The organism is Streptomyces sp. NPDC045470 (assembly GCF_040646595.1).
In the GTDB taxonomy this organism is placed as follows: Bacteria; Actinomycetota; Actinomycetes; order Streptomycetales; family Streptomycetaceae; genus Streptomyces.
Genome location: NZ_JBEZAN010000001.1, coordinates 670,530 through 691,016, shown reverse-complemented (window position 1 = coordinate 691,016; position 20,487 = coordinate 670,530). Strand labels below are relative to the sequence as shown.

At 72.1% G+C, this 20,487-nt stretch carries 21 protein-coding genes; 9 read left to right on the top strand and 12 right to left on the bottom strand.

Annotated features, from left to right (window positions below):
• Positions 1-182: 182 nt before the first annotated feature.
• The gene (locus tag AB0A97_RS02990; protein ID WP_361143605.1) at positions 183-845 is read right to left on the bottom strand and encodes an HAD-IA family hydrolase; all 663 of its coding nucleotides are present in this window, start codon (positions 843-845) and stop codon (positions 183-185) included.
• A gap of 145 nt (positions 846-990) precedes the next feature.
• Positions 991-2,076 (bottom strand): peptidoglycan-binding domain-containing protein, encoded by a 1,086-nt coding sequence (locus AB0A97_RS02985; protein ID WP_361143602.1) that lies wholly within the window; start codon positions 2,074-2,076, stop codon positions 991-993.
• Between the two features lie 222 nt (positions 2,077-2,298).
• Here AB0A97_RS02985 and AB0A97_RS02980 point away from each other — a divergent pair, with 222 nt between their 5' ends.
• Positions 2,299-4,347 carry an MFS transporter gene (locus AB0A97_RS02980; RefSeq protein WP_361143600.1) on the top strand — a complete coding sequence of 683 codons (2,049 nt, stop codon included), beginning with the start codon at positions 2,299-2,301 and terminating at the stop codon, positions 4,345-4,347.
• A gap of 30 nt (positions 4,348-4,377) precedes the next feature.
• Here AB0A97_RS02980 and AB0A97_RS02975 read toward each other — a convergent pair whose 3' ends face one another.
• Complete coding sequence (locus tag AB0A97_RS02975; protein ID WP_361143597.1) at positions 4,378-4,920, bottom strand: GNAT family N-acetyltransferase; 543 nt, start codon at positions 4,918-4,920, stop codon at positions 4,378-4,380.
• A gap of 203 nt (positions 4,921-5,123) precedes the next feature.
• On the opposite strand from AB0A97_RS02975, the gene AB0A97_RS02970 reads away from it, so the two are divergent.
• Both AB0A97_RS02970 and AB0A97_RS02965 read left to right on the top strand, forming a co-directional pair.
• Positions 5,124-5,909, top strand: coding sequence for a hypothetical protein (locus tag AB0A97_RS02970; RefSeq protein ID WP_361143594.1), 786 nt, complete (start codon positions 5,124-5,126; stop codon positions 5,907-5,909).
• Positions 5,906-6,496 carry a hypothetical protein gene (locus AB0A97_RS02965; protein ID WP_361143591.1) on the top strand — a complete coding sequence of 197 codons (591 nt, stop codon included), beginning with the start codon at positions 5,906-5,908 and terminating at the stop codon, positions 6,494-6,496. Before AB0A97_RS02970 ends, AB0A97_RS02965 begins: the two co-directional genes overlap by 4 nt.
• Positions 6,497-6,526: 30 nt before the next feature.
• Here AB0A97_RS02965 and AB0A97_RS02960 read toward each other — a convergent pair whose 3' ends face one another.
• Together AB0A97_RS02960 and AB0A97_RS02955 are read right to left on the bottom strand one after the other, a co-directional pair.
• Entirely contained in the window at positions 6,527-6,859 is a 333-nt protein-coding gene (locus AB0A97_RS02960) for an antibiotic biosynthesis monooxygenase (RefSeq protein ID WP_361143588.1), read from the bottom strand.
• 50 nt (positions 6,860-6,909) lie between these two features.
• A complete protein-coding gene (locus AB0A97_RS02955; protein ID WP_361143585.1) occupies positions 6,910-7,374 on the bottom strand; it encodes a DUF2000 domain-containing protein in 465 nt (154 codons plus the stop codon).
• Between the two features lie 134 nt (positions 7,375-7,508).
• On the opposite strand from AB0A97_RS02955, the gene AB0A97_RS02950 reads away from it, so the two are divergent.
• Together AB0A97_RS02950 and AB0A97_RS02945 are read left to right on the top strand one after the other, a co-directional pair.
• Positions 7,509-8,024: a nitroreductase family deazaflavin-dependent oxidoreductase gene (locus AB0A97_RS02950; RefSeq protein ID WP_361143583.1), complete on the top strand. Its 516-nt coding sequence runs from the start codon at positions 7,509-7,511 to the stop codon at positions 8,022-8,024.
• Between the two features lie 174 nt (positions 8,025-8,198).
• Positions 8,199-8,462, top strand: coding sequence for a hypothetical protein (locus tag AB0A97_RS02945; protein ID WP_361143581.1), 264 nt, complete (start codon positions 8,199-8,201; stop codon positions 8,460-8,462).
• Between the two features lie 104 nt (positions 8,463-8,566).
• On the opposite strand, the gene proP is transcribed toward AB0A97_RS02945, so the two are convergent.
• On the bottom strand, positions 8,567-10,144 hold the full coding sequence (gene proP, locus AB0A97_RS02940) for a glycine betaine/L-proline transporter ProP (RefSeq protein WP_361143578.1): 1,578 nt from the start codon (positions 10,142-10,144) through the stop codon (positions 8,567-8,569).
• Between the two features lie 519 nt (positions 10,145-10,663).
• Between proP and AB0A97_RS02935 the strand changes: the two genes are divergently transcribed.
• The gene (locus tag AB0A97_RS02935; protein ID WP_361143576.1) at positions 10,664-11,230 is read left to right on the top strand and encodes a superoxide dismutase family protein; all 567 of its coding nucleotides are present in this window, start codon (positions 10,664-10,666) and stop codon (positions 11,228-11,230) included.
• 160 nt (positions 11,231-11,390) lie between these two features.
• On the top strand, positions 11,391-12,392 hold the full coding sequence (locus tag AB0A97_RS02930; RefSeq protein WP_361143573.1) for an aldo/keto reductase: 1,002 nt from the start codon (positions 11,391-11,393) through the stop codon (positions 12,390-12,392).
• 93 nt (positions 12,393-12,485) lie between these two features.
• Here the strand turns inward: AB0A97_RS02930 and AB0A97_RS02925 are convergent, their stop codons facing one another.
• Positions 12,486-13,580 carry a CU044_5270 family protein gene (locus AB0A97_RS02925; protein ID WP_361143570.1) on the bottom strand — a complete coding sequence of 365 codons (1,095 nt, stop codon included), beginning with the start codon at positions 13,578-13,580 and terminating at the stop codon, positions 12,486-12,488.
• The gene (locus AB0A97_RS02920; protein ID WP_361143568.1) at positions 13,573-14,301 is read right to left on the bottom strand and encodes a sigma-70 family RNA polymerase sigma factor; all 729 of its coding nucleotides are present in this window, start codon (positions 14,299-14,301) and stop codon (positions 13,573-13,575) included. The genes AB0A97_RS02925 and AB0A97_RS02920 overlap by 8 nt, the downstream gene beginning before the upstream one ends.
• An 81-nt stretch (positions 14,302-14,382) precedes the next feature.
• Between AB0A97_RS02920 and ctaD the strand changes: the two genes are divergently transcribed.
• The gene (ctaD, locus tag AB0A97_RS02915; protein ID WP_361143565.1) at positions 14,383-16,008 is read left to right on the top strand and encodes a cytochrome c oxidase subunit I; all 1,626 of its coding nucleotides are present in this window, start codon (positions 14,383-14,385) and stop codon (positions 16,006-16,008) included.
• Positions 16,005-16,358, top strand: a complete 354-nt coding sequence (locus tag AB0A97_RS02910) for a hypothetical protein (protein ID WP_361143562.1) — start codon at positions 16,005-16,007, stop codon at positions 16,356-16,358. The genes ctaD and AB0A97_RS02910 overlap by 4 nt, the downstream gene beginning before the upstream one ends.
• Before the next feature lie 137 nt (positions 16,359-16,495).
• On the opposite strand, the gene AB0A97_RS02905 is transcribed toward AB0A97_RS02910, so the two are convergent.
• The 4 genes from AB0A97_RS02905 to AB0A97_RS02890 all read right to left on the bottom strand — a co-directional run bounded on the left by AB0A97_RS02905 (position 16,496) and on the right by AB0A97_RS02890 (position 20,184).
• Positions 16,496-17,206, bottom strand: a complete 711-nt coding sequence (locus tag AB0A97_RS02905) for a hypothetical protein (RefSeq protein ID WP_361143560.1) — start codon at positions 17,204-17,206, stop codon at positions 16,496-16,498.
• Between the two features lie 341 nt (positions 17,207-17,547).
• A complete protein-coding gene (locus AB0A97_RS02900; protein ID WP_361143557.1) occupies positions 17,548-18,045 on the bottom strand; it encodes a DUF6114 domain-containing protein in 498 nt (165 codons plus the stop codon).
• Positions 18,036-18,656 (bottom strand): DUF6230 family protein, encoded by a 621-nt coding sequence (locus tag AB0A97_RS02895; protein ID WP_361143554.1) that lies wholly within the window; start codon positions 18,654-18,656, stop codon positions 18,036-18,038. Before AB0A97_RS02895 ends, AB0A97_RS02900 begins: the two co-directional genes overlap by 10 nt.
• A 295-nt stretch (positions 18,657-18,951) precedes the next feature.
• A complete protein-coding gene (locus tag AB0A97_RS02890) occupies positions 18,952-20,184 on the bottom strand; it encodes a cytochrome P450 (protein ID WP_361143552.1) in 1,233 nt (410 codons plus the stop codon).
• Between the last annotated feature and the right edge of the window lie 303 nt (positions 20,185-20,487).

The window sequence follows — 20,487 nt, the reverse complement described above, 5'->3', positions numbered from 1 at the left end:
GTTGTGTGGTTTGGGGGTGTGTGTTGTGGTGTTTGGGGGTTGTGGGGGGGGTGCGGGGGGCCGGGGGGGGGGCGCCCCGGGGGCGGCCCCCCCCCCCCGCCCGGTTCAGCCCTCGATGTCAGCCTCGGTCGTCGAGGTACGGCTCAGCCGCGACCTACGGCCTCAGCCCTCGACGTACGGCCTCAGCCCTCGATGTGCAGCGCGATCGACCCGTCCGCGAGCGCCTCGACCCGGACCTGCTCCAGGTCGCGCACGTGGACGTCGGGGCCGAAGGCCGCGGCCCGCTCGCCGACGCCGACCACGCGCATCCCCGCCGCGCGCCCGGCCGCGATGCCGGCCTCGGAGTCCTCGAAGACCACGCAGTCCTCGGGCGCGTACCCCAGCTCGGCCGCGCCCTTGAGGAAACCCTCGGGGTCCGGCTTGCTGGCGCTGACCGACTCGGCGGTGATCCGTACGTCCGGCATCGGCAGCCCGGCCGCGCCCATGCGGGCGTCGGAGAGGGCGAGGTCGGCGGAGGTCACGAGGGCGTGCGGGAGCCGGGCGAGGGCGGCCATGAAGGCGGGCGCGCCGGGCACCGGGACGACGCCGTCCACGTCGGCGGTCTCCTGCTCCAGCATCCGCCGGTTGTCCTCGTGGTTGAGCTCCATCGGGCGGTCGGGGAGCAGGGCGGCCATCGTGGCCCAGCCCTGCCGGCCGTGCACCACCTTGAGCACCTCGTCCGCGTCGAGACCCTGCTCGGCGGCCCAGCGGCGCCAGCAGCGCTCGACCACGGCCTCGGAGTTCACGATCGTGCTGTCCATGTCCAGCAGCAGGGCGCGGGCTATGAGCGGGGTGGTTGCCGGCATCGGCGGGCTCCTGGGCGCTGAGGAAAGAGTCAAGCGGCTCCGCCCGCCGGTCAGGGAGTGCGGGCGGAACCACTTTGTTCCTACACGATACAAAGAGCCTCCGCGAGAGGCCAACCGCCCCCTCGGCCGACCCGCACGCCCCGGCTCACGGTTCGACCGTACGGGCCTCCAGCGACCGGCGGGTCTGCACCCCGTAGACACCGGCCGGGTCCTGCCGCAGCCCGTGGAACCGCTGGAACGCGGCGACGGCTTCGCGTACGGCGACGTCGAAACGCCCGTCCTCCGGACCCGGATACACGGCCACCTGCTCCAGCCGCCGCTGCAACTCCAGCACCTCCGGCCCGCTTGCCCCCTCCCGCAGCACCATCGGCCCGTCCGGCGGACTGCTCGGCGTACGGCTCTCCGGGGCGCTGGTGATGCTGCCGGACGCCGTGGCCGTACTCGGGGCCGACGTCGGACCGGGCGTCGGGGAAGAGGCACGGGACGGACCGGCGGACGGCTGCGCCCTGGTCACCTGCTGCGGCACCGGCGTGGGGGCCGCGGGCGGCGGCGCGGCGCGGCGCCCCGGGCCGCCTCCTCCGGGGTTGCCGTCGCCGCTGCCCGAGGGACGGGCGGCGCTGGGCATGTGCCGGTGGTTGTCGGGCAGCGCGCGGTCCTGGTCCGCATCGGACAGCAGCGCGCCGCTGAGCAGCACCGCGCCCGCGGCCAGGCCCGCCGCGGAGACCGCCATGGCGGCCAGGGCCGCCTGCTTCTTCCGGCGCCGGGAGGCTTCGGGGGTGGGGGTGCGGGCACCGGTGCGGGCTCGGGCGCCCGTACGGGCGTGGGCGTCGGGCTCGGCCCCGGCGCCGGTGTCGGTGTGCGGGGCGGCGCAGGCGTCGGCAGGTGAACCGGCGTGCGGTCCGGCGTGCGGATCGCGGTGCGGACCGGCGGGTGCCTCCGTCCGCCCTCCGGAGCGCAGGCCCGCGCGTGACCCGGCGCGCGTCCCCGTCCGGGACCCGGCCGGGGGCACCGTACGCGAGCCGAACCGCGGCGCGGGACGCGGTTCGGGACGCATGGCGTCCGCCGTCGTGCCCGCCGCCGTTCCGGTGACATCCGCCCCGTCCGGCAGCCGCACGTACGGGCGTACCCGCAGGGGATCGAAGTCCTCGGCGCCGGCCGCCTCGCACAGACACCTCGGCCGGCCGTCGTCACGCGTGGGTGCCGAGCAGTGCGGGCAGGACTGAGCCGTCACGAGCGTTCCCCCTCCTGAACCTCTCGATCGGTCAGTGATTATCCCGGTCTGGTCCCTTCCTGCACAGGGAGCCTTCGGGCACCGCCCGGCGGCACGCCGCTCAGCAGGCCGTATCCCACCGAAACGATCAGGATGGAGGGAAACCCGAGCCCGCCCGTGGAACCCGCCCGCACGACCGGTCCGTAAGACCGGCCCGCACGACCCGCACGAGGAGAGACGCTCATGGCGCAGGACACCGGTGCCCCGCCCGTGCCCGGCGAGGGGCAGTCCCGGCGGACGGTCCTCGTCGCGATCGGCGCGCTGCTGCTCGGGCTGCTCATCGCGGCACTCGACCAGACCATCGTCGCCACCGCGCTGCCCACCATCGTCAGCGATCTCGGCGGTCTGGACCACCTGTCCTGGGTGGTCACCGCGTACCTGCTGGCCTCGACCGCCGCGACCCCGCTGTGGGGCAAGCTCGGCGACCAGTACGGGCGCAAGCGGCTGTTCCAGACCGCCATCGTGATCTTCCTGATCGGGTCCGCGCTGTGCGGCATCGCGCAGGACATGCCGCAGCTCATCGCGTTCCGCGCCGTCCAGGGGCTGGGCGGCGGCGGTCTGATCGTGCTGTCGATGGCGATCGTCGGCGACATCGTGCCGCCCCGCGACCGCGGCCGCTACCAGGGCCTGTTCGGCGCGGTCTTCGGTGCGACGAGTGTGCTCGGGCCCCTGCTCGGCGGTCTGTTCGTGGACCACCTCAGCTGGCGCTGGGTCTTCTACATCAACCTGCCCATCGGGATCGTCGCCCTGGCCGTGATCGCCGCGGTGCTGCACATCCCCGTCCGCCGCACCCCGCACCGCATCGACTACCTCGGCACCGTCCTGATCGCCGCGGTCGCCGCCTGCTTCGTCCTGATGACCTCGCTCGGCGGCGTCAGCTACGACTGGGGCTCCTGGCAGATCATCGGCCTAGGGGTGCTCGGCCTGGTCCTGCTGGCCGTGTTCGTGGCCGTCGAGCGCCGGGCCGCCGAACCGGTCCTCCCGCTGCGCCTGTTCCGCCTGCGCTCCTTCACCCTCACCGCGGTCATCGGCTTCGTCATCGGCTTCGCGATGTTCGGCTCGATGACCTACCTGCCGACCTTCCTCCAGGTGGTGCAGGGCGTCTCGCCGACCATGTCCGGGGTGCACATGCTGCCGATGGTCATCGGCATGCTGCTGTCCTCGACCGGGTCCGGGCAGCTCGTCAGCCGTACCGGGCACTACAAGGTCTTTCCCGTGGCCGGTACCGCCGTCACGGCCGTCGGCCTGCTGCTCCTGCACCAGCTCGGCCCGGCCGACAGCACCACCGTGATGAGCCTGTACTTCTTCGTCTTCGGCTTCGGGCTCGGCCTGGTCATGCAGGTCCTCGTCCTCATCGTGCAGAACGCCGTCGACTACCAGGACCTCGGCGTCGCCACCTCGGGCGCCACCTTCTTCCGTTCGATCGGCTCCTCCTTCGGCGTCTCCGTCTTCGGCACGATCTTCGCCAACAAGCTGGGACCCCGGATCGCCGACGCCCTCGCGGGCAAACCGCTGCCGCCCGGCACCGACCCGTCCAAGATCGCGGAAGATCCGCGTACGGTGGGACAACTGCCCCCCGACGCCGCGGCCGGTGTGCTCGACGCCTACTCGACCTCCATCACCGACGTCTTCCTCTACGCGGTCCCGGTCGTCCTGATCGCCTTCGTCCTGGCCTGGTTCCTCCGTGAGGAGCCGCTGCGCCGGGGCGTCACCGCGCCCGACACCTCCGAGGTGCTCTCCTCGAACCCCGTACACCGTTCCTCGTACGACGAGGTCTGCCGCGCGCTGTCCCGGCTGGGCAGCCTGGAGGGCCGCAAGGCGGTCTACGAGCGGATCACCGAAAAGGCCGGGCTGGACCTCAGACCCGCGGCGAGCTGGATGCTGCTGCGCATCAACCGCTTCGGTTCGGTGGAGCCCGCGCTGCTCTCCGAGCGCAGCATCGTGCCGTTCCGGGTGATCGCCGAGGCCACCCGGCAGATCGAGGAGCGCGGCCTGGCCGTACGGGAAGGGCTGCCGCTGGTCCTCACCGACAAGGGCCGCGCGATCGCGGAACGGCTGGCCGCCGCGCGCCGCGAGTCGCTGGCCGAACTGCTCGGGGACTGGTGGACCGAGGACCGGCCGACCGACCTCACGGAACTGGTCGACGAACTGACGACGGAACTGTGCGGCTCGGACGCGGAGAGCCCGCGCAAGGACGACACCCGCAGACGCCGGCCGCCGGCGGGGCACTGAGCAGAGCCCCGCCCCGGAGGCGCGCCGGCCTCAGCGGGCCGCGGTCACCCCCGCCACCGCCTTCTCGAAGAACAGTTCCGCATACCGGTCCTCCTTGTACGCGGGGATCTCCCCGTACCCGTACGCCCGGTACAACGCGACGGCCTCGGTGAGGTCCCGCCGGGTGTCCAACCGGAGCCGTTCGGCTCCCAGTTCCGCCGCCCGGCGTTCGACTGCGCGCATCAGCACGCCCGCCGCGCCCCGGCCGCGCCGGGGTTCGCGGACGAACACCCGCTTCAGTTCCGCCGTACGCCCGCCGTCGATGAGCAGCAGCCCGGCGCATCCGGCGGCTTCGCCGGCCTGTCGGGCGACGAACAACGCGCCGCCCGGTGCCGTCAGTTGACCGGGCGGATACTCCGCCACGGCCTCGTCGATCTCCTCGGGCGTGATCCGGGGCCACCCGTGCAGGGTGTGGTAGCGCTGCGCGACCTCGGTGTAGTACTCGCGGAACAAGGCGGTGGCGGCGGGCGAGTCGTCGGGCTCGACCGAGAGGTGCCAGGTCTCGGGCGGGCGCCTGGTGGCGGCGTCAGTCATGGCGGCATTGTGCCCGTACGGGCGGGAGCGCCGCCTCCGGATATCGCGCGGCGCCCCGCCGTGCCGGGACGTGGCGCCCGCCGGGCCGGGCCGCCACACCCTGCCGGGCCGGACCGTCACACTCCGCCGTGCCGGGCCGTGGCGCCCCAAGGGCCCGTCGGCAGGCGGGGTTTGGTGTCCGGCGGCGTGGCTACCCGATCCGTATGTCCATCACCTTGATCATCGTCCCTGTGGTGGCGCTCCTGGTGATCGCCGCTCTCGTCCTCATGGCACGCGCCAAGGTCGCCCGCAGTGGCAGCAGAGGTCTGCGGCGCCGCTTCGGCCCGGAGTACGAACGGGCCGTCGCCGTGCACGACGGCGACACCGCGGCCGCCGAACGCGAACTGAACCAGCGGCTGGACCGCCACGGCGCGTTCCGTCCGCTGCCGCTGACCGCCGAACTGCGCCTCCAGTACGAGGAGCGGTGGGAGGCCGTACAGCGGCAGTTCGTCGACGAGCCCGAACAGGCCGTCGTCGAGGCCGACCTGCTGATCGGCCGGCTCGCCCGCGAGCGCGGCTACCCCGCGGACACCTACGACGAGCAGACCGACGCGCTCTCCGTCCACCACGCGCAGGGCGTCCACGACTACCGCAAGGCCCACGAGACCGCCGTACGCGCCCGGAACAACCGGCCCGAGAACGCCGCCGGGACCGAGGAACTGCGCGCCGCCGTGGTGCACGCGCGCGCCCTGTTCACCGAACTCCTCGAAGCCGGCACGGGCCGCTCCACCTCGCACGGCCACCGTGACCACGGCCACCGTGACCACGGCCGCGGCGGCACGGCGCACGGCCGCACCGACCCGGCCCGCGACGGTCACGACCCGTCGGCCGGCCGGTCCGGCACCCGGAACCACAAGCCCACCACCCGGCGGCTCGGTGACCGGCTGCGTTCCCCCTGGACGCACGGCCGCGGCCACGGGCACGACACTGCGGAAGGCGGTGCGCGATGAGCACCTACGACGAGCGCGGTACCGGTCCCGTCGAGACGCCCGAGGAGCGCGCGGCGAGCGAAGGCATGCCGCCGCCGGAGCGCGGAGCCGCCGCGTACGAGGGTGACCGCAGCGCGCAGCAGCCGGCCGCGCCGCCGCCCACCGCCACGTCGGGCGCCACCGGGTCCGGACCGGGCGTGTACGCCGGCCTGCCCGGAACCGAGACCGACTACCCGGCGGGAACGCCCGGCGGCCCCGGCACGGCAGGCGACCCAGGAACCCCCGCCTCGTCCACCCCCGGCTCCTCCACGCACGGCGAGGGCTTCGGCCGGACGGGCTCCGCCGAACCCCTGCTCCCCTCCGACGCCCGGGAGAAGCTGCGGCAGCGGCTCGACCACGCCGTCAACGGCTTCGTCGACCGTCCCCGCGAGGCCGTGCAGGAAGCCGACGGCATCTACGAAGAGCTGGCCGCCCTCCTGCCGGAGGCCCTGGCCGCCCGCCGCCGCGCCCTGCACTCGTCCTGGGAGCAGGGCAACGCCGACACCGAACAGCTCCGCGTCGCCCTGCGCCACTACCGGGAAACCGCCCAGCGTCTGCTCGACTTCTGAGCCGCCCCGGAAGCCCCGGAACCCGGCCGCTCAGCCCTGTTCCTTCGGCCCGGCCTGCTGCACCACCTCGAACGACCAGAGCGTGGACCCGGAAGCGGCGGGCTTGGGCCGCTCGCCGCCTTCCGCGCCGCCGCCCTGGTGCGCGGCCTTCATCGGGCCCTCCATCCATGCCTGGAACGACTCCTCGTCGCGCCACCGCGTGTAGACGAGGTACTGGTCGGTGCCCTCGACCGGGCGCAGCAGCTCGAACCACTCGAAGCCGTCCGAGGACTCCACGGAACCGGCCCGCGCGCCGAAGCGCTTCTCCAGAACCTCCCGCTGTTCGTCGGGAACGGTCAGCACATTGATCTTCACGATGCTCATACCGAACATCGTGCCCCATACCGTCCGGCGGGCGGAGGCCAGGGCGGGGATCAGCCGTGCAGCTTCAGGCCCTTGACCACCTTGTCGACCAGCTTGCGGGGACCGTGGACCGCCACGCCGACCAGGTCGAGGTCGTCGGCGGCGACGGCGCGTACGACCGCGCGGTTGTCGTCGTCGTTGCCGGTGGTGAACATCTCCGCGGTGTACAGCGCGGTGGGCAGTTCCCGGGAGACGGCACGGGCACGGGTACGGGCCAGGCCGGCGGAGTCGGCGGCGAAGCACAGGACCGGTTCGCGGAGCAGCGCCAGGTAGTCGTTGGCCGAGGCGTCCTCGTAGCGCTTGCCCATGATGTCGTCGGCGGCATGCGCCACGCCGCTCGCCAGGAAGGCCGTCACATTCAGTTTCTGCCAGGTGGCGAGGTCTTCGCGGACCACGAGGGCGATCTTCGTGGGGAAGCGTTCGGCGGTCTCGGCAGGTGTTCCGGCGGGCGTTCCGGCCGTCAGGTCTGTGCTCATGCGGTGAGTCTCGTCCGGACGCGGAGCGCCGTATTGAACGCTGGTGCGCCCCGGGGCGGAACGGCCCGCCCGAGTGCCGCAGCTCGGCCGGTTGCGCCACTTCCGTTGTCGGTGGGCGGGGTTAGCGTCGGAGTATGTCGAACTCAGAAGCGGGACAGGAGCCGCCGCGGGCGGCGCGGCGGGTCGGCAGACCGGCGCGGCCGACGGGCTGGAAGCGGCTTGCCCTACGCGCTCCGATCCACCTCTACCGGCTCGGTCTAGGCGGTCTCTTCGGCAAGCGGCTGCTGCTTCTGGAGCACCTCGGCCGTACGTCGGGCAAGACCCGGCGCGTCGTCCTGGAGGTGGTGTCGTACGACCGGCAGGCCCGTACGTGGACGCTGGCTTCCGGCTTCGGTCCGGGCGCGCAGTGGTACCGCAACCTCCAGGCGCAGCCCAGGGCCACCATCCAGGTGGGGCGCAGGCGGTGTGCCGTCATCGCGCATTTCCTCCCCGCCGACGAGGGCGGCCGGATCATGGCGCGGTACGCGCCGAAGCATCCGAAGGCGGCCCGCCAGTTGACGGCGTACATGGGGTTCGAGGTCGACGGCACGGCGGAGGGCTACCGGCAGGCGGGGGAGAACATACCGTTCGTACGGCTCGTGGAGCAGTGACCCGGAGGGGTTCAACGGGGCGGCGGCGCGGCGGTGACGGTCGCGTCCGCTGTTGGGGTTGCAGCCGCCGGGACGCCGGAGTGTGGCCGGGCCGGGACGGCGGTTTCCCGCCAGCATGGCGGCCGGGGCGCGCGAGGGCGCGGCCCGGTGACGAAAGGGAACCTCTTGTACTCCATGCGGAAGTTCACCCGTGCCGCGGTGGTGTCGGTGTCCGCGGTCGGCGCCGTCCTGGCCGCCGTTCCCGCCGCGTCGGCCTGCCCCGCGCACGGCCGTGCGGCGGGCGGTGACAGCTGCCGCTTCGCCTACACCAGCTTCTTCCCCTCGCCGTCCGGCGCGACCACGGGGGACGGGCTGTACGCGCACGGCCGGAAGGACCCGACGGGGCGCATCTGCGACAACGGCGGGTGGGTGGGCCCGAACCGCCCGAGCGACACCTGAGGTACGGCCCCGTACACGGGAAAACGCCTGTGCGCGAGGACGCTCTCGTCCTCGCGCACAAGCGTTTCAGATGTACGGGGCAGGGGCTCGCGCCACCGGCCGTATCAGGCAGGCGACTCCGCTGTCACCCGTCGCTTGCCCGAAGCGGCCTTGGAACCCGGACCTGAGCCCGTGCCGACGGCCCGGCGCAGCGCGCGCGCCTCCGACTCCGTCTCGACCGCGGGCGGCGAACCCGGCAGCGGCTTGCCCGCGCTCTCCGACATCAGCAGGACCGCGATCCCGCCGACCACGGCGGCGGCCATCATGTAGAACGCCGGCATCATGTTGTTGCCCGTGGCGCCGATCAGCGCGGTCACCACCAGCGGAGTCGTACCGCCGAAGATGGAGACCGAGACGTTGAAGCCGATGGACAGCGAGCCGTAGCGCACCTTCGTCGGGAACAGCGCGGGCAGCGTGGACGGCATGGTCGACGTGAAGCACACCAGCAGCAGGCCGAGGACGGCCATGCCCAGCGCGATGCCGGCCAGCGAACCCTGCCGGATCAGCAGCAGCGACGGCACGGACAGCACCAGGAAGCCGACACAGCCGGTCGCGATGACCGGACGGCGGCCGAAGCGGTCGGTGAGCCGGCCCGCGAAGGGCTGCACGCACATCATCACGACCATGACCGCCAGCACGACCAGCAGTCCGTGCGTCTCGTCGTACTTCAGCTCCGAGGTCAGGTAGCTGGGCATGTACGACAGCAGCATGTAGTCGGTGACGTTGAAGACCAGGACCAGGCCGACGCAGAGCAGCATCGGGCGCCACTGGCCGAAGATCATCTCGCGCAGGCCGATCCTCTTCTCGGCCTCCCGGCGCTCCTTCTCCTTGGACCGCGCCTCCTTCTCCAACTGCGCGAAGGCGGGGGTCTCCTCCAGCCGCATCCGCAGGTAGAGGCCGATGATGCCCATCGGGCCCGCGACCAGGAACGGGATGCGCCAGCCCCAGGAGAGCAGGGCGTCGTGGTCGTGGCGGAAGAGGTAGGTCAGCAGCGTGACCAGGCCGGCGCCGCCGACGTAACCGGCGAGGGTGCCGAACTCCAGCCAACTGCCCATGAAGCCGCGCTTCTTGTCGGGCGCGTACTCGGCGATGAAGGTGGAGGCGCCGCCGTACTCACCACCGGTCGAGAAGCCCTGGATCAGCCGGGCGACCAGCAGGAGGATCGGTGCCCCGACGCCGATGGAGGCGTACGAGGGGATCAGGCCGATCGCGAAGGTGCCCGCCGACATCATGATCATGGTGATGGCGAGGATCTTCTGGCGGCCGATACGGTCGCCGAGCGGCCCGAAGACCATGCCGCCGATGGGGCGGACGAGGAAGGCCGCGGCGAAGGTGCCGAACGTCGACAGCAACTGCGCGGTCGGGTTGCCGGACGGGAAGAAGACCTGTCCGAGCGTGACCGCGATGTAGCTGTAGACGCCGAAGTCGAACCACTCCATCGCGTTGCCGACGGCGGCTGCCGAGACGGCCCGCTTGACCATGGACGGATCGACGACGGTGACGTCGCCGCTGCCCTGCCCCCGCTTCTCCGGTTTCTCCGGCTCTGCCGGATCGGGTACGGGACCACCGGTACGGGTCCGCGGTGCGACGGGTGACTGCGTCGGCACGTGCTCGCTCGCCTGCGCTCTCTGGGACGACTGCATGGAACACCCGCACTGGCGGGTCCGGCCCGCCATGGCGTGACGGGGCAAAGGTCGACCATAGGGGCAGAGCGCCTCATCACGGACAGTGCACGGTTGACCGCGCAACAGCGTGCAACCCTGCTCCTGGCAGGGGAAGCGGCGTCCCGAGGGTCTTTATCCGGCCTTTATGGATGTGATCCATCTCGCGGCGATCGCCGCAACCGAAATGCCCTCTCTTGCGCCACATGCGCAACGCACGGACCTGACCCTGCCCACTCCTGACCGATGTATGCAGGCAGCGCGGAAGAAACTTCGAGGGGGCCTTCCTGATGCTGTCGAAGCCGGTTCCGGACGCGCATCCGCCCGGCCCCGGGCTCCTGCCCGGGCCCGCGTCCACGCCCCCGCTTCCAGGGCCGTCACGCGCGCTCCCCGTGTGCCCCGCGCGCCCTTCCCCAACCCCGCGTACATAACTTTTCCGTGCGCCCCGCCTGGCCGGATACCCGGTTCCGGTCGGCGCGCCGGGACGCGAGGGTGCGTCGCATGTCTATCGCTACGGCAGTGCTGACCGCATCACTGGCGATGGCGCCCGCCGCCGCGCCGTCCATGGGAGTGCAGAGCACCAGCGTGACCGTCCGTGCCCACTTCACCGCGTCGCCGACGGGTGAGGCCGTCACCCACGATCCGGCCCTGGTGCCCGAGGGCAGCCGGGTCACGGTCGTGGAGAAGCGCTACGGGTCCGGCAAGGACGCCCGTACGGTCGTCGGTCTGCGGCTGGCGGGTCTGGTTCCGGACCGTACGTACGGTGCTCATGTCCACACCAAGCCGTGCGGGCCCGTACCGGCCGACTCCGGCCCGCACTACCAGAACGTGCCCGACCCGGTGCAGCCCTCCACCGACCCCGCCTACGCCAACCCGCGCAACGAGGTGTGGCTCGACCTGAAGACGGACGCGGACGGCGACGGTGCCTCGGTCGCCAGGGTCACCTGGCACGTCCGCCAAGGACAGGCCCGCTCGGTGGTCGTCCACGAGCACAGGACGCACACCGAACCGGGCCACGCGGGGACCGCGGGCGCCCGCCTGGCCTGCGTCAACGTTCCCCTGGCCTGACGTCCTCGGGCGCCCGGCGCGGGATGCCGGGCACCCCACGCGAGCGGCGCGGCAGCGTTTCGCTGCCGCGCCGCGGGATCGTCGCGCCCATCAAGCATCAGCCATCCGGCCGTACCCTGCCACTCGGCGGAGCAGGCCCGGCGAGTGATGGAGGAACGCCATGAGGTATCGACGGCTCGGTGGGCCGGGCGGGGCCGCGGTGTCGGCCGTGGGGCTCGGGTGCATGGGAATGTCCGTCGCGTACGGGCCCGCCGATCCGGCGGAAGCGCGACGGGCGCTCGACCGGGCCGCTGGCCTGGGGGTGACGTTCCTCGACACGGCCGACGCGTACGGGCGCGGGGCGAACGAGGAGTTCGTCGGCGACTGGCTGCGCGGCCGGAGCGCGCGGGAGGACGTCGTCCTCGCGACGAAGTTCGGGCTGCGGCACGACCCGGCGACCGGGCGGGTCGACACGGTGGACACCTCGCCTGCGTACGTGCCGGTCGCCTGCGACGCGTCGCTGCGCCGGCTCGGCGTCGAGTACCTCGACCTCTACTACGCGCACCGCCGCGACCCCGCCGTACCGGTCGAGGAGACCGTCGGCGCGATGGCGGAGCTGGTCGCGGCGGGCAAGGTGCGTCACCTGGGCCTCTCGGAGGTCAGCCCGCAGACGCTGCGCAGGGCGCACGCCGTGCACCCCGTCAGCGCGGTCCAGGTCGAGTACTCGCTGTTCACCCGGGACGTGGTCGAGGGCGAGCTGCTCGCCACCTGCCGCGAGCTGGGCGTGACCGTGGTGGCGTACTCGCCCCTCGGGCGCGGGATGCTCGCGGGGGCGCTCGCCTCGCGCGAGGAGCTGGGCGAGGACGACAACCGGCGTCGCTGGCCGCGTTTCTCCGCCGAGAACATCGAGCGCAACCTGGCGCTCGTCCGCGCGGTGCGCCGCGTGGCCGACGAGCTGGGGGTGCCGCCGGCGCGCGCGGCGCTCGCCTGGCTGCTGGCGCAGGGCGAGGACATCGTGCCGATTCCCGGGACGAAACGGGCGCGTTACGTCGCCGAGAACGCCGCCGCGGCGGATCTGACGCTCACCGGGGAGCAGGTCGCGCGGCTGCGCGCGGCGGTGCCCGCCGATGCCGTGGCGGGCGCGCGCTACCCGCGGCAGGCCCTGGAACGGCTCGGCCACTGAACGGTCGGCGCGGGGCCGCCGGAGGGACATCAGCCACTGAGCGGACGGACGCGGGGCCGTCGGAAGGGCGTCAGCCGGCGGCCCGCCTTCACCTCATGGCATCCACGCCTCGTACGACAGCACGTCACCCGCCTTGATCTTGAAGTCGGGGACGTCCTTCGTCAACGTCGTCTCCATGCCGAGGAGCCGGCCGGTCTCCGGGTGGAGGATGACCAGTTGCAGGGTGCCGTCCATGGACCCGCCCGACGCGTCCGTGCCGCGGTACGCGTACGCCTGGCCGCGCCGCCCGAGACGGTCGATGACCTGGCCGGCCGGGCGGAGGTCCTTCGTCCGGGAGAGCATCCGGACCAGCGCCGCCGACTCGCGCGGACCCGGGGTCCACTCCTGGAGGAAGGAGGAGAGGGCCATCAGGAGCGGCTGCGTCTCGGTGCCGGCGCCGCTGTAGAAGGTGGACAGGTAGGAACGCAGCTCGTCCGGGTCGGCGGGCGGCCGGGCGGGCAGGGTGCCGTCACCGGTGGCCGGGTCGTCCAGCCGGGTGCCCGGCGGATACGTCCTGCGGTGCAGGACCTTGCCGTCGTTGACGGTGCGCCACTCGCCGTCCGCATCGTTGATCACCGGGCGGCCGGGGTGCCGGGGGTCGGTGGCGACGACGAGTTCGGAGCCGCTGCCGTCCGGGTTCCAGCGGGTGATGCGCTCCTCCGGGATCGTGACCGGCGGCTGCGCGTCGGGGCCCGTCTCCATGCTCAGGTACCAGCTCTGGAGGTGGCTGCCCCGGTGCGGCTTGGGCGCGTCGTGCAGGGCACGGGCGTACGCCTCCGCCCGGCGCGCGACCTCGTCCAGCGGTAGCGCCGGGGCGTCGGGCTGCACGACGAGCGCGGTGGGGGAGGCCGCCGCCGGTGCCGTACCGACGCCGGAGAAGGTGAGGGTGAGGGCTGCGATCGCGGCGGCCGAGGCGGCGGTGGCGCCGATGAGCAGACGGCGGGTACGGCGCGGCCGGGCGGCGCGGGGGCGGCGGGCGGGGCGGGAGGCGCGCTCGGGGGCATGCGCCGGCGGGGAAGACGGCGCGTCGGCGCTCGTCAGCGCGGCCAGCCGGTGTTCGGCGCGCGCGGTGAGCGGGCGGTCGCGCCAGGGTCCCTCGTCGGACCGTACGGGATCGGCCTGCCGCAGCAGCTCCAGTTCGTCAGTCAAGGCTGCGGCCTCCGGCTCGGGTCGGCACCGCGGATGCGGGCAGGGGGGGACGGGCGGGGGTACGGCGTGCGGGTGTGCGGTGCGCGCGGGGGCGCGGCGGGGGCGTGACGGGGCCCGGGTCGGGGCCCGGCTCCGGCGCTCCCTTGGGCCGGAGGCGGTCTATCTGCGTACGGAGCCGGTTGCGCGCCCGGTGCAGTCGCATGGCCGCGGCGCTCTGGCTGCAGTCGAGGGTGACGGACAGTTCCTGGAGCGTCAGTTCCTCCCAGGCCGTCAGGCGCAGCACTTCCTGGTCGGCGGGGGAGAGGCGCTCCAGCGCCTCGTGCACCCAGGACCCCGGCCGTTCCGTATCGGGGCTGTCCACGGTCTGGCGGCGGTGCGCGGCCTCGTGATTGCCGAGACGGTGCAGCAGGCGCCGGTAGCGGCCGAAGCCGCGCACCGTGTTGGAGAGGCAGTTACGGGCCACGCCGTACAGCCAGGGCAGCGGGGACGGCGGCAGCTCGGTGCGCCGCCGCCAGGCTATGGAGAAGACCTCCGCCACCACCTCCTCGACGTCGTCCTCCTGCCCGCTGTCCAGCCGGCGGGCGACGAAGCGGCTGACCGCCCAGTAATGCGCGCGGTAGGCGGCGGCGAAGGCTTCGTCGACGTCCTGGCCGAGGTCCGTGCCGGGGCCCGCGCCGAAGTCCTCGTCCGGGCCGTCCCCGGCGGCTGCGTCCTTGCTCATGATCTGTTGGTGTCCGGCACGCCTGCGATCTTCACACCCTGCCGCGGTGAAGTTTTTGGCGGCCCCGGACACCTACGGTGCATGAAGTCCCCCGTGAAGTGGTTGACGACCACCGACCACAAGACCATCGGCACGCTGTACCTGATCACCTCGTTCGCGTTCTTCTGCGTCGGCGGCCTGCTGGCCCTGCTGATGCGCGCCGAGCTGGCCAGGCCGGGCCACCAGATCCTGTCGAACGAGCAGTTCAACCAGGCGTTCACGATGCACGGCACGATCATGCTGCTGATGTTCGCGACGCCGCTGTTCTCCGGTTTCGCGAACTGGATCATGCCGCTGCAGATCGGCGCCCCCGACGTCGCCTTCCCCCGGCTGAACATGTTCGCGTACTGGCTGTACCTCTTCGGTTCACTGATCGCGGTGGGCGGATTCCTCACGCCGCAGGGCGCCGCCGACTTCGGCTGGTTCGCCTATGCGCCGCTCTCCGACTCCGTGCATTCCCCGGGCATCGGCGGCGACATGTGGATCATGGGTCTGGCCTTCTCCGGCTTCGGGACGATCCTGGGCGCGGTCAATTTCATCACCACCATCATCTGCATGCGCGCGCCCGGCATGACGATGTTCCGCATGCCCATCTTCACGTGGAACGTGCTGCTGACCGGTGTACTGGTCCTGCTCGCCTTTCCCGTGCTGGCCGCGGCCCTCTTCGCGCTGGAGGCGGACCGCAAATTCGGCGCGCACATCTTCGACGCGGCCAACGGCGGCGCGCTGCTGTGGCAGCACCTCTTCTGGTTCTTCGGCCACCCCGAGGTCTACATCATCGCGCTGCCGTTCTTCGGCATCATCTCCGAGGTCATTCCGGTCTTCTCCCGGAAGCCGATGTTCGGTTACGTCGGTCTGATCGCGGCGACGATTTCGATCGCGGGCCTTTCGGTCACCGTCTGGGCGCACCACATGTACGCGACGGGCGGCGTGCTGCTGCCGTTCTTCTCCTTCATGACGTTCCTCATCGCGGTACCGACCGGTGTGAAGTTCTTCAACTGGATCGGCACGATGTGGCAGGGCTCGCTGTCCTTCGAGACACCGATGCTGTGGGCGGTCGGCTTCCTGATCACCTTCACCTTCGGCGGGCTGACCGGCGTCATCCTGGCGTCGCCGCCGATGGACTTCCACGTGACGGACTCGTACTTCGTGGTCGCCCACTTCCACTACGTCATCTTCGGCACGGTCGTCTTCGCGATGTTCGCCGGCTTCCACTTCTGGTGGCCGAAGTTCACCGGCAAGATGCTCGACGAGCGGCTCGGGAAAATCACGTTCTGGACGCTGTTCATCGGCTTCCACGGCACCTTCCTCGTCCAGCACTGGCTGGGCGCCGAAGGCATGCTGCGCCGCATTCCCGACTATCTGGCCGCCGACGGCTTCACCACGCTCAACACCGTCTCGACGATCGCCTCGTTCCTGCTCGGCCTGTCGCTGCTGCCGTTCCTCTACAACGTCTGGAAGACCGCGAAGTACGGGGAAAGGGTCACGGACGACGACCCGTGGGGCTGGGGACGCTCGCTGGAGTGGGCGACCTCCTGCCCGCCGCCGCGGCACAACTTCACCTCCCTGCCGCGTATCCGGTCCGAATCCCCGGCATTCGACCTGCACCACCCCGAAGTCGGTGCGCCCGGACTGGACCGTGCGAAGGAACGCGAGGTGCTGGTATGAGCGGAGGCACGCCGGTGAGCACGGCCGAGGCCATCAACGAGATCGAGGGATATCTGCTCTGGGAGGCGGAGAAGGACCGTGCGCGCACCCGTGCCCGCGACTTCAGCGACCGGCTGCCGTGGCTGACCCGCGCGCAGCGGGAGGAGGTCGAGCGGCAGTACCAGGCGGACCAACTGGAGTTCTCCCGCGCCTATCTGCGGCGGATCGCCGCACGCAGCGGCGAACTCCGCGCCGAGTACGAGGGCGTGTACCGGGTGCTGCGACGCCGCCTGGTGACGGGCCTGCTCGCCGTGGCGGGGGCGCTCGTGATCGGCGCGGTGGCGGTTGCCGTCGCCCTCACCGGCGGGTGAGGGCGACGGACTGACGACGGCCGGGGGCGTCCGCGGCTGAGGGGGCGGCCGGCGGACGCCTCCCGGCCGTCAGCCGGAGCCGGCCGTCAGGCGGGACCGCCTGTCAGCCGGGTCCGCCTGTCAGCAGGGACCGCCCGTCAGCCGGTGACCGTGATCTGCGACGCCGGGTCGGTGGTGTCGGCCACCTTGTACGTGGCGTTGAAGGTCGACGTCGTGGCGCTGGTCGGGCAGCCGAAGCCGCCGACGACCTTCACCGGCACCGAGGCGTTGGTGAAGGTCAGGGTGGACGGCGCGCCGTTCGCCCAGGTACCGCTCACGGTCGCCGCGCCGGTGGGAGCGGCCGTCACCGTACAACTGGCCAGGCCGCTGGTCCTGAGGACGAAACCGCCGGTCGGGATGGTCAGCCCGGCGGTGCTCGGCGCGCCGTTCTGCATGGTGACGCCCCAGGCGCCGGACGTCTGGATGGTGGCGCTGACGCCCGGCATGCTGGTGGTGCACGAGGTGTAGCTGGGCGCCGAGATGCCGTTGCTGACCGGGCCGGAGGCGTTGGCATTGTCCGGGGCCTGCGGGACCTGGCCGGTGGCGTTGGAGACGGTGCAGGTCACCGTCACCGAACCGGCCTTGAAGGTGGCCTTGCCGCTGAGGGTGGCGGCGTAGGAGTGACCGGCCGGGGTGACGGTGGTCGGGCCGGCGGCGACCGGCGCCCCGGTGGGCTGGGCGGTGGCCGAGCCGGTCAGGGCCAGGGAGAGGGACGCGGTCGCGAGGATGCCCGTACCGGCGGCGAGCAGGGCGCGCGGCCGCCGTGCGACGGAGTGGTGTGCGCGAGAGCGTGCGGGTCTGTGCGTCATCGCGGTTCTCCTTCTGCGAGCGGTGTTGGTGGGGCGACGCAGGTGCCTGCGAACACCTGCGGGTCTGGGGGGTGTGCGAGCCCGCCGTACGCGGAGGACGGAGCCCGGCGGGCCGCCCGTGGCGGACACCGTCGTACGGGTACGGAGGTGCTGTCTTACGGGCGAGGGCGTCGCCGTGCGGGTACGGAGGCGCCGCTCCACGGGCACGAGGCGTCGCCGTGCGGGTACGGAGGCGCCGCTCCACGGGCACGAGGCGTCGCCGTACCCGCACGAGGGCGTGCACCGTACGGGTACGAGGGCGTCGCCGTACGCGTACGACGCGGTCCTGCCGCGCGGCCCGGTCAGCTCTGCGGCTGGGTGCGGGGCGGTGCGGACGGCTCGCTGCCGGACGGGCCCGCACCCGGCTCCGGTCGCGGGCCCGTGCTCGTACCCGCGTCCGCCCGCGGTTCCGGCTCGGGCTCCGGCAGTGGGCGTGGCTGCCAGGCGAAGATCATGCCGCCGCCGAGGATGCCGACGATCGTGCCGAACAGGAACCCGCCGAGGTTGGACATCACCAGTGCCGCGGTGGCCACCAGGACGGTGAGGACGCCGGCCAGCCCCCGGTAGTGCGGCGCGAACCACGCGGACAGGCCCATCAGGATCATGACCAGGCCCATCAGGACGGACGGGATCCCGGCGATGCCCTGCTGGAGCATGATCTTCAGCGGTGCCAGCGGGATGGCGCAGATCTCCGCACCGGCGACGACGGCCGCCAGCCCGCCCCAGAAGGGGCGGCCCTTGCGCCAGCGCCGCCAGGCCGCACGCCCGCGCCGCCAGGAGCCCTTCCCGGTCAGAAGCATTCCTTCTTGCCCTTGGAGATCTTCATGCTCAGGCCGGCCAGCCGGAACGTCCCGGCGTTGGTGGCCCAGGCCGTCTGCTTGAGGTTGGTGATGTTGACGTCGTCGGCCTGCTGGGCGAACAGGTCCTGCATGCCCTGGGCGGTCGCCGGTCCCTTGTCGAGGGTGGAGGCGTCCCGGCCGATCTCGATGTTGTTGAAGTCCGCGTTGCCGGAGAGCTGGGTGGCGTCGACGAAGAGGTCGGTCGCCTTGACCGGCGTCTTGCCGCCGCCCGCGGTGAGGTTGAGTGAGATGTCGCCGATGACCGGCAGTGTGGTGACCACCGACTGGCACAGTTTGTGCAGGTCGGCCTTCTTGATGGCGGTCACGGCCACGGGCAGCAGTTCGCCGCGCGCGTTCTGGTCGACGCCGCCGTACTGGGCGAAGCCTTCGCCGTTGAGGGAGGCGGCGGACACCTTGAACTGCTGTCCCGATACGGCGAACGAAGCCGCCAGCGCGCCGTTGGCCAGGGCGATGCCCAGCGCGGCGGTCCCGGCGAGGGCCGGGACGGACAGCACGGCGAACTTGCGCCAGCTGACGCGCCCCGTGACGTGTCTGCCGTGTGCGTCCTTCATGAGAGTGGTCCCCTTCGAAGTGCGGTGGATCGCGCAGCCGAGAGTTGTGGGGGGACGTGCTGGGCACCGGGCCAGGAAACGGCAAGCGTGTGGTGATCGGGTGGAGGGTGTGAAGAACTGGCCGGTGTTACTGGCGAGTTGAATGTAAGTCTGCCAGTAGCCGTTGGCAAGGTTGAGGACCGAAGGAACCACAGGAGACGCAAAAGAGACGCGGCGGCACGTCGCCCGGCAGCCCCGCCGTACCGGCGCGCCCCGTACGGCTCGGCTCCGCCGCGTCTTCGCGTACGCGCACGCCCTACGCGTACCGGACCCGCAGCTCCTTCACCCCGTTCAGCCAGGCCGACCGCAGCCGGCGCGGGGCGCCCGCGAGGGCGATGTCCGGCACGGTGTCGGCGATGGCCTGGAAGATCAAATCGATCTCCAGGACGGCGAGCGACTTGCCGAGGCAGAAGTGCGGGCCGCCTCCGCCGAACCCCAGGTGGGGGTTGGGATCGCGGGTGATGTCGAACGTCCCGGGGTCCTCGAAGACCTCGGGGTCGTGGTTGGCGGAGGCGTAGAAGAGGCCGACGCGCTGCCCCTTGCCGATCCGCGCGCCGCCCAGGGTGGTGTCCTGGGTGGCGGTGCGCTGGAAGGAGACGACGGGCGTCGCCCAGCGCACGATCTCCTCGGCGGCGGTACCGGGCCGTTCCCGTTTGTACAGCTCCCACTGGTCGGGATGGGTCAGGAACGCGTGCATCCCGTGGGTGATCGCGTTGCGGGTCGTCTCGTTGCCCGCGACGGCCAGCAGGAGGACGAAGAACCCGAACTCGTCGGACGCGAGGTTGCCCTCGTCCTCCGCCGCCACGAGCCGGCTGACGATGTCCTGGGCCGGGCACTCCTTGCGGGCCGCGGCCAGGTTCATCGCGTACGAGATCAGCTCCTCCGCCGCGGTGTTGCCGACCTCCTCGGTGATGGCCAGCTCCGGGTCGTCGTACGCGACCATCTTGTTCGACCAGTCGAAGATCCGGGACCGGTCGTCCTGGGGGACGCCGATCAGCTCGGCGATGGCCTGGAGCGGGAGCTCGCAGGCGATGTCGGTGACGAAGTCGCCGGACTCCTTGCCGCGGGCCGCGGCGACGATGGTCCGCGCGCGCTCGCGCAGGGCCCCTTCGAGGGCGCGGATCGCGCGGGGCGTGAAGCCGCGCTGGACGATCTGCCGGACCCGGGTGTGTTCCGGCGGGTCCATGTTCAGCATGATCAGCTTCTGCACGTCGATCTTGTCGCGGGTCATGGCCGCGTTGAAGCGGATGATCGAGGTGTTCAGGCTCGCCGAGAAGACCTCCGGCCGGGTGGAGACCTCCCGGACGTCCTCGTGCCGGGTCACCACCCAGTAGCCGTCGTCGCCGAAGCCGGCGATGCCGTGCGGCTGGGCGTTCCACCAGACGGGCTCGGTGCGCCGCAGCTGGGCGAACTCGGGCAGCGGGACGCGGTGGTGGTAGACGTCGGGGTCGGTGAAGTCGAACCCGTCGGGCAGCGCGGGGCATGGCATCTCGGCGACTCCAGCTCTGGTCCGGCCCGGTGCCGGTCGGGGGTCCTGGCGGCCCGCCGTCGTACGGATGCCGACCGGCGGTCCTGACGGGCCGTCAGCTCATGGCGGTGAAGGTAGTAACGAGTTCTATAAGTGGCAAGGGGGCGCGGGGCGTCAAGTACCGGCTCGGCGCGCCTGTTGGGGGTGGAAGGCCCGTGCAGCACCCTTGCGCCGCCGCCCGCGGCTCAAAGAGACTGGCCGGGGAACTAGAACGCGTACCAGTTCCGTCGTCGGGGGTGCCGGGACGTCCTGCGGGACGTGAGG